We start from the raw sequence: 15,637 nt of genomic DNA, 5'->3' as shown, positions 1-15,637 counted from the left end.
TAAAATTTCTCAATCGCGAAAATCGATGTGAATTGTTGGATTAATTCTTTTTAGATGATTGATAAATGCCACTTTATCTTTTGGCGAAATTAAGATTGTGTCAAATTTGTTATAAAAAATTTCCAACCGATCTATGGAAGCTGCTGGAGCACTTAAAGGATTATAGGTTTCTTTTATCTTTCAAATACTGTCGATATCAATGTCTCTGTTGACTAAAAAACTACATTTCACATTCAAGTTTTTGTTTGAAATAGTGTACGCTGTTTTACTTAAAATATAGAAAATCCCTACAAGTATTAAAACGTTCAAAATTAAAGGTTTGTAATCTCCAGAAAAAAGCATTGGAACAGCAATCAAGCCAAAAGCTACTGCAAGAATTAGGATAAGTTCTACTCCAATTTTAGATTTGTAAACGGTTATCATGGTATTCCTTTTCTAGCTTGATCTCAAATATAAAAAAAATTTTTAGCATAAAAAAAGTCCGATTAAAAAATCGGACTCTTTATATTATAATAGTTTAAGGCTAAAATAAAGTTACAATGTAATAAATAATTGCAGCTAGTAAAGCAGAAACCGGAATGGTTAAAATCCATGCCCAAAGTAAATTAATCGTAACTCCCCATCGGACTGCCGAAACTCTTTTAGTAATTCCAACTCCAATAATACTTCCCGTTATCGTGTGCGTTGTTGAAACTGGAATTCCGAAATGCTCAGATAAAAATAACGTAACCGCTCCAGCCGTTTCGGCACTTACACCTTCTAAAGAAGTTACCTTTGTAATTTTAGAACCCATGGTTTTAACAATTTTCCAACCGCCACTCATTGTTCCCGCAGCAATAACTGTAAAACTGACAAACGGAACCCATGCATAATCTTCTACAAAATATTTGAAGGTATCCGGTGCGTTTACATAGTTTGGGTCAAAGTCAATTTTTAAGTGGTAGTAAATAACGGCTGCACCAATAATTCCCATTACTTTTTGCGCATCATTTGCTCCATGCCCTAAACTGAAAAGAGCAGAAGATACCAATTGCAATCTTTTAAACCATTTATCGGCCTTACTTGGATTTGCCTTTCGGCAAATATTCATAATTAAGATGGTTATAAAGTACGCCATAATCATTCCGATTAGCGGTGCTAAAAAGATGAATGCTATAATTGGAATCACCTTGATATAGTTGACCACATCTACACCATTTACAGCTAATGCACCGGCTTTTGCCAAAGCAGCTCCCATAAATCCTCCCAATAAAGTATGTGATGAAGAAGATGGAATTCCGAGTTTCCAAGTCGCTAAATTCCAAATAATTGCTGCAATAAGTCCCGCAAGAATTACTTCTAAGGTAATAAAGTCTTCGTTGACTGATTTGGCAATTGTGTTACCAATTTTAAATTCTCCAATCCAATATTTTGAAATAAAGTAGGCCACAAAATTGAAAAATGCTGCCCAAATTACTGCTTGAAATGGTGTTAAAACTTTGGTAGCCACAATAGTAGCGATAGAATTGGCAGCATCATGAAAACCGTTAATGTAATCAAAGATTAAAGCCAGTATAATTATAATAATAAGTAAAGTCATAGTTCAATTTTCAGGAGGAAACGTCCTTTTTTAATTAAGAATGTTTTACAGCGATGGACTCTAAAACATTGGCTGCGCTTTTACATTTGTCAGCTGCAGTTTCCAAAGTAGACAATACCTCCTTATACTTTATAATGTTTTTTACATCAGTTTCATATTCAAAGATATCTGCAACAGCTTTGTCATAAACAGTATCCGATTTATTTTCTAATTTATTAATTCGAGCACACGCATCCGTAATATTCTTAATTTTCTTCAAATTACGTAATTCACGAACTGCAATGTCAATTTGAAGACATGCTTCTAAATTAATCTCGGTAAGTTTTCTAATCGATTTTGTAATTTTATCTACTTGATATAATTTCATTCTACTTGCCGCTCCATGAATATTACCAGCGATATTATCAATTGCAGTACTCAAAGAGTAAATGTCTTCACGGTCAAAAGGCGTGATAAAATTACTGCTCAGTTCCAAATTAATTTGGCGGGCAATATCTTCTCCTATTTGTTCCAATTCTTCAATCTTTTGGAACAATTCATTTCGCTGCGACGCCGGCAAGTTGACCACGTCATGCAATGTTGTGGCCATTAAAATTAAGTTACTTGTGGCTTGTTCAAATAAGGGAAAGAATTTTTTATCTTTAGGTACAAAAAACTGGAAAATGCTATTTATATTCATGAGTGTAATTTTACGTCGACAAAAGTAAACCTCCAATGTTAAGTTATCATTAAGTAAACATCAAATACACGTAATTCAACGGGAAGAAGCTGCTGAAATATTCTTTCAAAATTTCAAACGTTTTCGTACTTTAGCGGTCACAAAATAAGCATATTTACAATTATAAAATAGACACAAACCACTATGGATTTGAATTTCAACAAAAACGAAGATCACAATAAATTATTACTTTCTGATATGAAGCACCGTTTTTCCACAGTGAAATTAGGCGGTGGTGAAAAACGAATCGCAAAATTGCACGGTGAAGGAAAAATGACAGCGCGCGAACGCATCGAGTATTTATTAGACGAGAAAACAGATAGTATTGAAATTGGCGCTTTCGTTGGCGAAGGAATGTATAAAGAACACGGCGGTTGTCCTTCTGGAGGTGTAGTTATTAAAATGGGCTACGTGAGTGGTAAACAATGTATTGTTGTTGCCAATGACGCTACCGTAAAAGCGGGTGCTTGGTTTCCAATTACTGGTAAGAAAAATTTACGTGCGCAAGAAATTGCCATGGAAAATAGATTGCCTATTATTTATTTAGTGGATAGTGCTGGAGTTTATTTGCCATTGCAAGATGAAATTTTTCCAGATAAAGAGCATTTCGGTCGCATTTTTAGAAATAATGCCATCATGAGCAGCATGGGAATTACACAAATTGCGGCAGTTATGGGAAGTTGCGTTGCAGGTGGAGCTTATTTGCCCATCATGTCTGACGAAGCAATGATTGTAGATAAAACCGGGAGTATTTTCTTAGCCGGAAGCTATTTAGTGAAAGCTGCAATTGGTGAAACTATCGATAATGAAACATTGGGAGGTGCCACAACACACTGCTCAATTTCGGGAGTTACAGATTACAAGGCCAAAGATGATAAAGATGCTTTGGATCGCATTAAAAGTATTGTGGGTAAAATTGGCGATTACGACAAAGCCGGTTTTAACCGAATAAAAGCAACAAAACCAGCTTTAGATCCAAAAGAATTATTTGGAATTTTACCAAAGTCGAGATCAGATCAATATGATATGTATGAAATCATCAAGCGACTTGTAGACAATTCTGAATTTGACGAATATAAAGGAGATTACGGTAAGACATTGATTACGGCGTATGCCAGAATTGACGGTTGGGCTGTTGGAATTGTCGCTAATCAACGTAAAGTGGTAAAGAATGCAAAAGGCGAAATGCAATTTGGTGGTGCTATTTATTCCGATTCTGCTGATAAAGCAACCCGTTTTATTGCCAATTGCAACCAGAAGAAAATTCCTTTGGTTTTTGTTCAAGACGTAACAGGTTTTATGGTAGGTTCAAAATCAGAGCATGGCGGAATTATTAAGGATGGTGCAAAAATGGTAAATGCTGTTTCTAATTCTGTAGTACCTAAATTTACGGTTATTGTTGGAAATTCTTACGGTGCAGGAAATTATGCTATGTGTGGAAAAGCATACGATCCACGATTGATTTTTGCTTGGCCAAGTGCCGAATTAGCGGTTATGGGTGGAACACAAGCGGCAAAAGTTTTGGCCCAAATTGAAGCTTCGTCTTTAAAATCAAAAGGAGAAGTGGTAGATGAAGAAAAAGAGGCAGCACTTTTTGATAAAATAAAAGCACGATACGACGAACAAGTTTCACCTTATTATGCGGCTTCAAGATTGTGGACGGACGCAATCATTGACCCGCTTGAGACCAGAACATGGATTTCAATGGGAATTGAAGCAGCAAACCACTCGCCTATTGAAAAGAAATTCAACTTGGGTGTCATTCAAGTATAATCTTAAGTAAATAATTTAAAAATGGTTTTCGATTTGTATTGAAAACCATTTTTTTTTTATAGCAACCCAGAATGCTTGATTAATTTTTTTATCTTTAAAACAAAACCGATGTTCAAACTACTTGCAAAACTAAATAAACTTCTCCTTCCCAACTACACCAAGGAAGGTTTGGATTTGGCGAAAGCCAGCAAATTTCAAAAAGCGATAATCGCGTACAAATATTGGGTTACAACAAACAGTTTAGATTGATACTTCAACACCACAAAATCTAAGTATTTCCCCAACGTTTGACGGCTATTTAAAAAAGCTTTTTCTGGTGGGAAATTGATTTCTACTAGTGTTCCAGCAAATGGCTCTAGTTTTTGTACAAGCGACAATTACTTTGTATCCTGCAGCTAAAATAGCATTTTTAATAACACGTATTTGATGTATAAACACTTAAATGTGCCGTTCTAAAATACCGTCTTTGTACTTTACTAGTGGCTTGAGAAGACAACTATTTGCTATTAAAAGATGCATAATTTATACTCCTCATGTTTTAAACCATACGATTCCGAAGAAAAACCATCAACTTTCTGTACCAACCAACCTTTCACATTTTATATTTTCAACTGTTTTTGTAGATATTCCAAGCAAAAACGGATCACTTTTGAGCATTTCAACTACAAAGTGATGTCGTTATATAAAAATAATGGTTTTGGGAAATACTGAATATCACCGACATAGTCTTAAAGATTGATTTTTTTTGATATTTTTAGAAATTTATACTTGCACTATATACATTTATCCTTATATTTGCACCCGCAATGAGGTTATTATAACCAACTGCAAATGGCCTCGTGGCGCAACTGAATAGCGCACTTGATTACGGCTCAAGAGGTTACTGGTTTGAATCCAGTCGAGGTCACCAATAAAACCAGTACTTCCCATCGTTTTTGGAAGTACTGGTTTTTTTATTTGCAAACAATTTGCAAACAGACTGTTGAATTAAGACAAATTAGCGGTTATTTGCATCCTCAAATATTAGTCTATTTTCAAAACAAATTTTCTTAAAAAAGTTCAAAAATAAATATTGTTTTTAGACTTCATTTGGTGCATTTGTTACATCGCTTTTGCTTTTGCCAAAAGTTCGGCAATTCTTGCTTCTCGTTGCTCGCTAGTCATCTCTGCATTTTCAGTCTTTATGTCAGCTCTAATCTCGGTTTGTTTAGGTAATATGTACGGCAATAGTTTTGCAATTGCGTTTACACGTTCCAGCGGCTCAAGATTTTCAAGCCTTTCACCTAAACTTTCAATTTCTTTGTCAAGGATTGTTTTTAATAATTCCTTTGTTTGTGATTGAGTTTTATTCTTTACGCCAGCTTTTCTACCTCCAAATTTTTTTCCTGTTGTATTTGCCATGGTATTCTATTTTTAAACTATTAATAGTTTGCGAGGGAACCTTTACGCTCCCTCGCTTACTAGGTTATATCAATTCTCTTTTTTCAAATTGCGAGGCGTATTTTATACCGCCAACATTTACTTCTGTGGTTCCATTTTGAAAGTCCGTTTTGAAAAAAGTACGCTCGATAGTTGCCATGTTTTTAAATTGCCCTCTAAATTCAAATTTCATACTTTCAAGGTTTTCATAAATATTTTCATAGACTTTTTTTAGATTAGTCAAACTTTCGAACAAATCACGTTCCTTATCATTTTCTAAATAAATTCTACAATAATCTTCAAGTACATGCTCCTGGTCTAATTCAGTGCATTGGAATCTTCCATCTATAAAAGAAATTTGTGAAGCTTTTAAGCGAGCTGAACGGCTATAAGTTTCAGGTCGAAATTTGCGAAGTGCAACGGTGGCGAAAACTAAACCGTTAAATAGTTCGTCTGATCCTCTCATTAAATTCTCTTTGATAATTGCGTTCGAAATATTGACTTTAGCATAATCCGATTCACATTTTTCTCGATACATCTTGTCGATTCCATTAATATTGATTTCTGTAATTTCTTTGAGGATTTCATTTGTAAAGTTACCAAGTTCTAGTTTCTCATAGCATTCTTTTACCTCTTCTAATAGTGGCTTATACTGCGATAAATCTCTAATAATTTCTGACAGTAGATTGTCGTTCTGATAAATCAATTCTTTTTTCATAATTCTGAGTTTAGTGGGATTAGATATCTTTTAAAATATCGTTAATTGTGTTTTCCATTTTTGCCTGTTCTACCGGCGTTGGCCTTTCGAGTTCTTGCAATTTCAGTTGCAATACTTCGATTTCCTTTTTTGTTTTTTCAATTTCTGTTTGCATAATTCTATTTATTTATTAATGTTTGACTCCTTGAATTTAATTTATACTTGTTTTTAATGTGAAAATAAAATGTTTTGTTTTAGCTTCATTTCGTGCATTTCGTGCATTTTAAAATAATAGTCTGCTAAATCAAAACCGTTTTCAAAATCAGTTTTTTCAATTAAATCACTGATTGCAATATTGTATCCTAATGTTTTCAATTCTTGTGATTTACTTAACCAGTTGAAATATTCGCCTTTGTCAGGATATGCAATAACATTTCTATTCTTGAGAGGTTTCAATAAGTCAAATTTGAAATTGCTTTTACTTCCAGTTGCAAGCCAAATGAAGTCCGGTAAAAAAATACTCAATATAATAGCGGTCTTTTCGCTCTCACAAATTCCGATTGTCTTTTGTGTATCCTCGTCAATTCTATGAAGTCCAAACAAGCATTGACAAAGATTAAATTCAGTTTCATTGAGTGCTTTATGCATCCAGTTAATGTGGCTAAATGGTTGTTTTAATCTTCTACCAGTATCACTATCATACTTCATAATCTTACCACTATGAATTTTCTCATAATTATCAATTTGCCAAAATACAGTTGAATTTTTCCAAAAGTAATCCGTTCCAGTAATCAGATAATTTTGCATAGCATCCTCAACTTCTTTAGTGCTAAATATTGTCAATAAATATTTAGTCAAATTATCTTCTGTTGGATTTTCTGCATATAATTTATCCAGTAGCTCCAGTGTGTGATAACTCGCTTCAGGTTGTTCTGCATCGGTAAATGGTTGCAATTCATTAATAAAATTAACCTCATCAGTATTGAAATATTTACTTTCACTACCTAGATAATCAATTGCTGAAGATTGCAAGAACCAATCAGTTATCCAACAAGAAAAATCTGTTTGTTCTAGTATTTGCGACTTTGGAACAATTAAAATAAATCCATTTTTTTCAGTCAATTTATACGCTTTATCGCTAATTGCTTCCAGTGCTAAAATGTCAATTATATAGGCAAGTTTTCCCTTTGGCGGTGCTTTGTGATAATTACAATTTTGCTCCCTATCACATCTTCCATAGTCAGCATTTAGGTAGTTTCCAGTTTCTGAATCCAAATAGTAAACAAAGGTTTTCTTATTGCATTTAGGGCAAACATACTTCTTACTACTATTGTCTAGTTTATATTTAAAGTTGGTGTTTTCCATTTGAAATATATGCTACGTTACCAATACTAATCCTGCTAACTATTATTTTATGGTGGCTCAATCGCTTCATAAAATTTGACTTATTCACTGGTCTAAATCCATCTTCAATACAGAAAGTTTTGTACTGTTGGTATAATTCAGTTATTGTAGTGTAATCAGTCGAAGCTTTGTATTCTAGTTCGTCAATAAACATTTGCACACTATCACTTTGCTTTTCGTAATTACTTCGAGCGTTATCAATGGCATCACATTTGCTGAAATTCTTTTGTTCCAGCACTCTGTCAAGTCCTTGCAATATCCAGTTAAAAACTCCCGACAATTCACTAGCAATTATTTTTTGTGGCAATTGTTTGTCCTGGCGTTCTTCAGGAATAGTAACATCAAAACCAATTATTAAAAATCTTCTGAAGTATGCGTTTGTGTGTTCAACATCTTTTGGCAATTCATTACAATTGAAAATTAACTTTGCATACTCATTTAATATAAATGGTTCGCCGTATGGTAAACGTGCTTCTATCGGTTCGCCGGAAGCCATTTGTTTAAAAATGTCGGTTTCTAATCTTCCATTTATTTCACTGGCATAGTTTAACCAACTTGTTAGCGATTTTAGCTCTGAAGTATCCGTTTTCGTTGGTTAAACTTTGTAATGAATAGTTACTAATATTTTGAGTTCCTAGTAAAGCGTTAATGATTTCAAAGAATACCGATTTGCCGTTGGCTCCAGTTCCGTATAAAATTAGCATCTTTTCAAGTTTCAAAATACTAGGTTTAATGAAGATATAACCACAATATTCAGCAAATACCTTCTGCTTTTGTTTGTCCGGCAATACCTCATCTAGGTATTTTTGAAAACGAGGTGCGGTCGCTTCCGGATTAAATTCAAACGGCAATTGGTGTGTTATAAAATCCTCACGCTCAAAGGTCCTTAATCCTCTTTTCGTTGGTGCAATTTCAAAAGTTCCGTTTAGTAAATTAATCAGTACGTTATTTTTATTTTGCGTTGGCGTTGGCAAATATGCATCGCTCATAAACTGCTTAAATAAATCTTCTTTGAACGTATAAATTTTACATTGAAATTTTTCAACTCCCATCTTCAAAGCTACATTTCCAAGAAAAGATTGAAAACTTTCTTTGTCAATTTCCGACCAGTGCGAGCCATTATACAAATAAATAAATCCGTTTTTCTTGCATAAACCCCAATTGTTAAGCTTTGCAATTTTTAGAAGTTGTTCAATACAAAGAACCAAATAATGATTTTTTGATAATTTAAACTTTCGTATTTTTTTGGATAACTCATTGTAAAGCTTTGCATCCGTTTCATTCAATTCAGCTTCTTGAGTAGAAAGATTATGAAGTTCTTCATATTTTCTTTTTATGTCCTTGCTTTCAGGAAATGCTAAAAGCATAAAATCAGTTTCTCTAATATGATCAGTAAGAATTTGCAATATATCTTCTGTTGACTTCTGCACCGGCTTAATGCTTTCGGTCAATTTAATAGCATCGTTGAGAATCAGATTTTTAAGACTTTCTTTATTTTCTTCCATTGCTAGATTTTCTTTTATTGTTAGATAAAAAAGCATCTGCATCCGCTTCAATTTCCTTAAGCGTTTTCTGTTTACCTTCTTTAATCCAGTCTATTAATTCCGATTTAAAAAAGAATAGTTTACCATTTTTCTTATGGTGTGGCATCAAATTTTTTTGACAATAAGCGTAAATTGTCGCTTTAGCAAATCCAGTAAGGCTTTCACATCCATCAATAAATAAAGGTGCATCTGATTGCGACTGGCTCGAAAATTCTGATACGAAGTTGGTCATCTTATGATCAAAAACATTGCCTACTAATAAGCTCAAATCTTCCGGCGTCATCTCTGACAAAATAATACTATTGCTTTTCATCATTACGTTTTTTAGAGTTAAACGACTGCACCTCTTCCGGTGTGAATAAAAAGCTTGTTTTGTGGTTTGGGTTTATTGGTTTCAATTTACCTTTGGCAATAAGATAACCAACATTTCTTTGAGTGTAGCCAAGAATTTCAGCTACTTGTTTTGTGTTTAAAAACATAGTGTAAATGTTTTAAATTGTTAATAAAAGTTCATTAACTGAAACACAAGAATATTTTTAGTAATTTTGCAAATGTAAAGACCTCGGAAATTTTTACATTTATGTTATAAAACACTCGTTGTTTTCAGCTGAAGATAACGAGTAGTTTTTTACATCGTAACCTCCAAACAAAGAAACAACATTTTTCACTATTTAGAACGATTATAAATAGTGAATATTGAAAATAATTCATTTTACTTGCTTAACTACTTGAAATTAAGTGATTTAAAGAATTTAGAAGTTATCAACAATTTCAGTTAAAATGTTTTTAATGTAGGAAATGCACAAAATGCACCCCAAAAAACAACTTTTTTTTTATTAAAAATCTAGTAAAGAGTTTGCAAAAGTTTTCTTTGCTTCATCTTCAAATCCGGCAAAGTAATTTTTAGTAACGTTGAGGTCACTATGATTTAAAGCTTCACTAATAAACTCCATACTAGCACCTTTACGGATTGATTGAGTCGCAAAGCTGTGTCTAGCCCAATAGGTGCTAATATCAGTCGGCAAATCGTTTGCTTTTGCAATTCGTTTAATGTGGTCATTTGTCAATCGTGTGAAGTTTTTGATTTTATAATATTGAATTTGACTTGTGTCTTTATTTGAAACAATATTAAAAACATAACCACTTTTATTTTTGTTGCCATACTTTGCTATAATACTATTTGTAAAATCAGTCAAATAAATTGTGATCGTTTCTTTTTCATTTGATTTGTCAAATGTCTTTGCCCTGTAATATGAGAAACTATCTTCTTTAAAATCTGAATATTTCAGCAGTACAATGTCTTTAAAATTCATACCATTACAAGCATAACTAAAAAACCAAAAATCTTTTGCTTGCTGTTCGTTTTCGTTAGTTGCTCTAGCATCAAATAACGTTTTCAAGCCTTGAGAGGTCAAAGCTTTTTTAACCTTTTTTGAAGTGGGAATTTGATACTTTTTATTTTTCTTTTCGCCAAATGGGTAAATATCATTATTTATATCATTTGATGCAATAGCGTTATTAAAAACGGCTCTTAATGTTCTTGTATAAATTCCAACCGTTGTGTAACTCTTACCAGTCGATAACATAAACACTTCATATTTTTTTAACCATTCGGGCGTAATTTCATTAAAAGTAAGTTTATCTATTTTTGATTTTAACTTTGCCTTTGGTTCTAAAAATTCAGCAAATGAATTGAGAGTATATTTATAACTTTCAGCAGTTCCAATTTTATTATTATCCAAATTTGACTGGATTGATAAATTGAAATAATATTTTACATTATTCTTGGCGGTTACTTTCCTAAAAAATTTCTTTTCAAAAGTTTCAAAGTCAAATACGGTCATTTGTTTTACTTCTTCATCTGCTCTAGTTATAATACTTTGAAGTTTCAAACGAATTTCATTATTTGTACCTCTTAAATTTTTACCTTCTGGATTTATCCAAATTGTTTCAAAATCGTTAGCAGTTAAATCAATATCCAAAGAATACCTTTTTTGTTTTTTTAATATTCTGCTGAATACGGATAGCTTTATTGGGTACGTGCCATTGGTTTTTTCTCGTCTTGTATCTAATATGATTGAGATTGTAAAATTCATTTGCTTTGTTGTTTAAAGCAAAAATAATCATTTGCAAACGATTTGCAAACAAAATATATTAATAAACACACAATAGATATTAACAAACAAGTAGTATATTTGCCGTAAAGTATTGATTTTATTACTATTTAAGTAGTAAACGTATAACTAACAAATAGGCTTATTTATGATTACGGCTCAAGAGGTTACTGGTTTGAATCCAGTCGAGGTCACAAAAAAATCCTTAAACATACTGGAAATCAGGAGTTTAAGGATTTTTTATTTTAGCTTTTGTACGATTATTCTATTATCGACTAATGCAGAATGTTTTTTTCAACCTCAATACTTCGCTTCTAATTTATCGACTTCATCTTTAAAAGCGGAATTTTCATTAGAACGTTTTATGATTATTTGAATTGGTTTAAATTCATTTTGGTCGGTATTAGTATCTGTACAATCAATAGCCTTTAAAGTTGGAACGCATATAGCCTTAACCCTTTGTATCTGCATAATTGCTTACCTATTTTGTGGATAAACTTTTCTAAAAGTTTATCCAGTATTTTTCTGTTATTCTTAATAAACCAATTTGTAAAATCAGATGAAGCATCTCTCGCTAAGTTGTGTTTGCCGTGGCGCGTTTTCCTTGAACTAATAGCGCATGCAAAACCTCTGTAGAAAAGCCGTGAAGCAAAAGTCTAAAAGCGGCGCCTGCGGTAGGTAGCGGAATCATTGGGTGTTTATTATTTAAGGCAGTAAGTTTTTCGGGACAATCCATTATAGTTGCTGCATATATTCCAATTACTTCATCAAGTTGCAGCGAATTTGTAGCCCGCCAGAAATCGTTATCGGTAAGGTAAAATTGATATACAGGTGTAAAAATTTCTATAGCTGTGGCCAAATCTATAAAATTAGTCCAGCCATTTCTAAATGGTTTAAAAGGAATTTCTCCGTCCGTAATAGCACTAAAATCAGGCTTGTCTTTCTTCTCTATTTTTAAATGTTGGTCTTCCATCGCCTTGTTTAAATTGATGATGAAATTATAAAGGTTAAGATCATGATCCAAAAAGATATTATCTTTTACATCACAAACGCCTAGCGGTTTCAGCGGATTCATTGGTATAGCTTCTGCTCCATCTACATTGTCTTTAATAAAACGAAGGACTTCTGAACCGAGATAAAAATGGCGAAGAATAATAAAATTTGCTTCTGGTGTAATAAAATATTTCATACCCCAGAATAAACTTTTGTGCAACATTTTTGGGGCGTTAATCACATTTGGAATAAATATTTTAAAAAACTGCATGAGTACAATGGAGACTCTTGCAAACATTTTTGCCACTGGATATAGAAATTGCCTGCTTTTGGTAGACGAATCATATAAAAAAGCCGCTTTAGCATCTGCATCAAACGGAACACTTTTATCAAGAAACATCGCATGCCAATGGCTTGGATTTCTTGGTTCGTTGACCATGTTTTCGAAATACTCTTTTTTATGCAACATGTTTTTTGTACTTAAAAGTTATCTAATTCTTGTAATTGAAGCGTGTAAAGTTTGGCTACTACCTTGGCCATTTTAACTATTTTTTCAGCCATCTCTCTGGTCAGTAATTCGGATTGAATTGCTTGTTCAAAACGCTCAAAATGGTTGTCATTACTATCACTAGATTCGTGGTAGATAAAAAATGAAACTTGATCTTTATTCAAGTTCAGCTGTTGCTGAATTGCCCTTCCCCATTTACCAGAGACCCTATTTCCTAATCCCTCTATAATAAACATCCCACCTAAAAGATCAAAAGGATTGGGCTGGCTTGCTCGATGAAACATGTAGGCGCTCAAAGCCTCACTTCCAATATTCTTAATTCCGGTCACTATTTCTTCTTCAGTTCCTCCGCAATTGACGTAGTTTTTCTCTAAAATTTGATAATCCTTATGTTCGTCGGAAGAATGTCTGATAAAAGCAGAACGAACGGGAAAGTAATCGATACTTACATTCGAAGCAGCTCTAGCAATCCATTGAGAACCATCAATTACTTGCTGTCGAAGGTTTACCAATAAGCGTTTGTATTCTTCCAGAGATAAAGTTCCTTTGAATATTTTTTTTACAACAGGCACTTGCTGTAAATCGCGCTCAAAATCAAACCACACTCCAGAAAGTTGGCGTACCAACCATTCTTGTATCGGCTTATCTTGAATCCTAATTTCAGGAGGTTTAATTTCTGCTATGTTCTCTTTAAATGCATTTTCGCGATGTTCCCCAGTTACGGTAAGCAACATATAACCTGTAATAAACCGGCCGCTTTCTGGCACCATGCACAGAATTTTTTGCCCAACTTTAAGTTTTCCTGATTTAACCAAATCGTCCAACATTACAAAAATTGAGGCTGAACCAATATTACCTGTTGTATACAAATTAGTGAACCATTTTTCGGGAGGTATTTCTACACCACCTTTTTTAAGCAGGTCGACTATTTGGGGTCTAAAATGATGCGAAGAATAATGACATACCAGCCAATCCAACTCGTCCGGATTAAATTGATCTTCATCAACCAATTCAAAAAATCGTTGGATCCCGAGTTTAACTATGTTATCCACTTGACTCATATCCTGCTTCAAATTCAGCATACCCGCTTTATTAGCATCGCTGATGTTATCATAATCCAGCCAAGTTTTTCCAATAGAGTCACCGTCTTTTTGAGTTCCAGTGTACATGCAAAGTTCATATGCATGTGCATACGACTTGACATCTACCCATTCTATGGCTAAAGAAAGTCGCTGTCCAGGCTCATTTTGCATCAGCATCGCACCTGCACCGTCACTTAACATCCAACGGAGAAAATCAGTTTCTAATGTTAATGCTGTTTCACCATTTGCAAATGCATCTTGACCTTCAAAACGTCTTGCTTTGAACATTCTGCTGGGCAATTCTGATGCACAACAAATAGCATTATTTACCGTTCCAGATTTAACTTGTAAAAAAGCATTTTGAATTGCCATTAAACTTGCTGCACAAACGCTTTGATGTGAAGCCAAACCACAACGTCCAATACCACTTTCTGCATGAACCATACTGGCAAAACCTGGAACGGGCAAATCACTTTGGGTGGTTGCTGCACTTAACATTTCTATTTCGCTACTATTTAAAGTGCTATTTGCAATACAATTTTTAATCGCAGAAGCCGCCATTTCATACGCTTTATGCGTTGAATTCTGCTGTTTGTCTAACGCATAATACCTTGTTTTGATTCCATTTTTTCTTAAAAAAATAGCTTTGGTGCGTGAAGGAGTTTCATTAATTAAACCCAAAAAATCTTCCATGTCCTGATTAGAAACTGGCTCATTTGGCAGATAACTACCTGTTGCTGTTATATATACTTTTTTCATTTATCCTGTTTTGCTGTGGTTTTAAAAAATTGGTCGAGCCAAGGTAATAAAAATCCTAAATTACCTTTCCCACCTTTGTGATGCATGCTGTGACGGTAAGAAAATTTGAGGATATGACTTGAATGGTATTGGCTAAATAAATCATAATTGCAATGGCCCAATAAGTTAATAAGTAAACTCATAATCGGCAAAGATAGTATTGCCAACAGCTGAAATGGATATAACATTAACGGGAAAAACACTACAGTCCCTAACAAAAAAGCTTCGATCCAATGAAAACTAAAAGTAGAAAAAACAGTAGGCTCTTTTGAATGATGATGCACATGGTGAAAATTCCGCATCATAAATTTAGTATGCAATAGCGTGTGGCACAAGTAAAAATGAATCTCATTCCATAAAAATAAAACACTTATTTGAAGCACAACCCACCAATTCATATCTGTCTGAATATGGAACCAACCTCGTACTATTCCTTGCTGTAAAACTATTGCCTGCAAACTAAAAATGAAGATCGAGCGAATGGATTGAAGGATTTCTTTTTTTTGCTGTCCAGGATAAAGAAAGTGATTATCGACTTTGGCTACCTTATTTTTAGTTTCAAAATAATTAAAAATAACCTTTGCAAGGAATGAAAATACCCAATAAATGAAATTAAAAAACAGAAACATCGCTATAAAAGCGTGGTACCAATTAGCAAATACAACTTCCGAAATAATCTTCATCATGTTCAAAGATAGAAAAAAATAGGAGTTGCCAAAAAATATGCATCCAAGTGTTCGTTTTTATCACGGATTTCTGCATTTTTTTGTTGTTCATTTAGAGGTATAATAATGGCAAATAACATCTCCTCAACACATGATTCGCTTTCAGCAGCCAATAGTAAAAAGTAGATTTAAATTAATGCTCAATTAGATTAAAACGGATGGTACATTAGTGTAAACTAAAATTTTGAAGATGAAAAAAAATTTATATCTTCACAAGAATTGTGGTAACAATAAAGCGACGACTGAAGGTTATAAAATGTCAACTCAATTAGGATTTCCATTA

18 protein-coding genes and 1 tRNA gene are annotated in these 15,637 nt (G+C 33.5%); 3 read left to right on the top strand and 16 right to left on the bottom strand.

Annotated features, from left to right (window positions below):
* Nucleotides 1-9: 9 nt before the first annotated feature.
* The 4 genes from H602_RS20500 to H602_RS0100525 all read right to left on the bottom strand — a co-directional run bounded on the left by H602_RS20500 (nucleotide 10) and on the right by H602_RS0100525 (nucleotide 2,258).
* Complete coding sequence (locus H602_RS20500; protein ID WP_084404178.1) at nucleotides 10-177, bottom strand: PH domain-containing protein; 168 nt, start codon at nucleotides 175-177, stop codon at nucleotides 10-12.
* 3 nt (nucleotides 178-180) lie between these two features.
* A complete protein-coding gene (locus tag H602_RS0100535; protein WP_026976254.1) occupies nucleotides 181-423 on the bottom strand; it encodes a hypothetical protein in 243 nt (80 codons plus the stop codon).
* Between the two features lie 100 nt (nucleotides 424-523).
* A complete protein-coding gene (locus tag H602_RS0100530; RefSeq protein ID WP_026976253.1) occupies nucleotides 524-1,579 on the bottom strand; it encodes an inorganic phosphate transporter in 1,056 nt (351 codons plus the stop codon).
* Nucleotides 1,580-1,613: 34 nt separating this feature from the next.
* Nucleotides 1,614-2,258, bottom strand: a complete 645-nt coding sequence (locus H602_RS0100525; protein ID WP_026976252.1) for a DUF47 domain-containing protein — start codon at nucleotides 2,256-2,258, stop codon at nucleotides 1,614-1,616.
* Nucleotides 2,259-2,441: 183 nt separating this feature from the next.
* Between H602_RS0100525 and H602_RS0100520 the strand changes: the two genes are divergently transcribed.
* The 3 genes from H602_RS0100520 to H602_RS0100510 all read left to right on the top strand — a co-directional run bounded on the left by H602_RS0100520 (nucleotide 2,442) and on the right by H602_RS0100510 (nucleotide 4,980).
* On the top strand, nucleotides 2,442-4,070 hold the full coding sequence (locus H602_RS0100520; RefSeq protein WP_026976251.1) for an acyl-CoA carboxylase subunit beta: 1,629 nt from the start codon (nucleotides 2,442-2,444) through the stop codon (nucleotides 4,068-4,070).
* 108 nt (nucleotides 4,071-4,178) lie between these two features.
* The gene (locus tag H602_RS0100515; RefSeq protein WP_026976250.1) at nucleotides 4,179-4,319 is read left to right on the top strand and encodes a hypothetical protein; all 141 of its coding nucleotides are present in this window, start codon (nucleotides 4,179-4,181) and stop codon (nucleotides 4,317-4,319) included.
* 584 nt (nucleotides 4,320-4,903) lie between these two features.
* A tRNA-Arg gene (locus H602_RS0100510) sits at nucleotides 4,904-4,980 on the top strand.
* Between the two features lie 191 nt (nucleotides 4,981-5,171).
* On the opposite strand, the gene H602_RS17915 is transcribed toward H602_RS0100510, so the two are convergent.
* The 12 genes from H602_RS17915 to H602_RS17895 form a co-directional block, all read right to left on the bottom strand.
* A complete protein-coding gene (locus H602_RS17915; protein WP_051224070.1) occupies nucleotides 5,172-5,471 on the bottom strand; it encodes a hypothetical protein in 300 nt (99 codons plus the stop codon).
* Between the two features lie 64 nt (nucleotides 5,472-5,535).
* Complete coding sequence (locus tag H602_RS0100500) at nucleotides 5,536-6,207, bottom strand: hypothetical protein (RefSeq protein WP_026976249.1); 672 nt, start codon at nucleotides 6,205-6,207, stop codon at nucleotides 5,536-5,538.
* Between the two features lie 19 nt (nucleotides 6,208-6,226).
* Nucleotides 6,227-6,361 carry a hypothetical protein gene (locus H602_RS20405; protein WP_281170755.1) on the bottom strand — a complete coding sequence of 45 codons (135 nt, stop codon included), beginning with the start codon at nucleotides 6,359-6,361 and terminating at the stop codon, nucleotides 6,227-6,229.
* 53 nt (nucleotides 6,362-6,414) lie between these two features.
* Entirely contained in the window at nucleotides 6,415-7,551 is a 1,137-nt protein-coding gene (locus H602_RS19210) for a DUF6371 domain-containing protein (RefSeq protein ID WP_051224068.1), read from the bottom strand.
* Nucleotides 7,532-8,086 (bottom strand): primase-like DNA-binding domain-containing protein, encoded by a 555-nt coding sequence (locus H602_RS19785; RefSeq protein WP_157504790.1) that lies wholly within the window; start codon nucleotides 8,084-8,086, stop codon nucleotides 7,532-7,534. Before H602_RS19785 ends, H602_RS19210 begins: the two co-directional genes overlap by 20 nt.
* A gap of 37 nt (nucleotides 8,087-8,123) precedes the next feature.
* Nucleotides 8,124-9,095, bottom strand: a complete 972-nt coding sequence (locus H602_RS19780) for a hypothetical protein (protein ID WP_169516010.1) — start codon at nucleotides 9,093-9,095, stop codon at nucleotides 8,124-8,126.
* Nucleotides 9,082-9,450, bottom strand: a complete 369-nt coding sequence (locus H602_RS19205; protein WP_169516009.1) for a helix-turn-helix domain-containing protein — start codon at nucleotides 9,448-9,450, stop codon at nucleotides 9,082-9,084. Before H602_RS19205 ends, H602_RS19780 begins: the two co-directional genes overlap by 14 nt.
* Nucleotides 9,434-9,613, bottom strand: a complete 180-nt coding sequence (locus tag H602_RS0100475; RefSeq protein ID WP_026976248.1) for a helix-turn-helix domain-containing protein — start codon at nucleotides 9,611-9,613, stop codon at nucleotides 9,434-9,436. Before H602_RS0100475 ends, H602_RS19205 begins: the two co-directional genes overlap by 17 nt.
* A 357-nt stretch (nucleotides 9,614-9,970) precedes the next feature.
* Nucleotides 9,971-11,230, bottom strand: a complete 1,260-nt coding sequence (locus H602_RS0100470) for a tyrosine-type recombinase/integrase (protein WP_026976247.1) — start codon at nucleotides 11,228-11,230, stop codon at nucleotides 9,971-9,973.
* Between the two features lie 592 nt (nucleotides 11,231-11,822).
* The gene (locus tag H602_RS0100460; RefSeq protein WP_026976246.1) at nucleotides 11,823-12,710 is read right to left on the bottom strand and encodes a DUF6999 family protein; all 888 of its coding nucleotides are present in this window, start codon (nucleotides 12,708-12,710) and stop codon (nucleotides 11,823-11,825) included.
* An 11-nt stretch (nucleotides 12,711-12,721) separates the two neighbouring features.
* Nucleotides 12,722-14,590 carry a beta-ketoacyl-ACP synthase III gene (locus tag H602_RS0100455; protein ID WP_026976245.1) on the bottom strand — a complete coding sequence of 623 codons (1,869 nt, stop codon included), beginning with the start codon at nucleotides 14,588-14,590 and terminating at the stop codon, nucleotides 12,722-12,724.
* Nucleotides 14,587-15,315 (bottom strand): sterol desaturase family protein, encoded by a 729-nt coding sequence (locus H602_RS17895; protein ID WP_051224060.1) that lies wholly within the window; start codon nucleotides 15,313-15,315, stop codon nucleotides 14,587-14,589. The genes H602_RS0100455 and H602_RS17895 overlap by 4 nt, the downstream gene beginning before the upstream one ends.
* Nucleotides 15,316-15,637: the final 322 nt, after the last annotated feature.

It is taken from the genome of Flavobacterium tegetincola DSM 22377, from assembly GCF_000425485.1.
Taxonomy (GTDB): Bacteria; Bacteroidota; Bacteroidia; order Flavobacteriales; family Flavobacteriaceae; genus Flavobacterium; species Flavobacterium tegetincola.
Note: the sequence above shows the minus strand (reverse complement) of the source record. Positions and strands in the feature narration are given on the sequence as shown.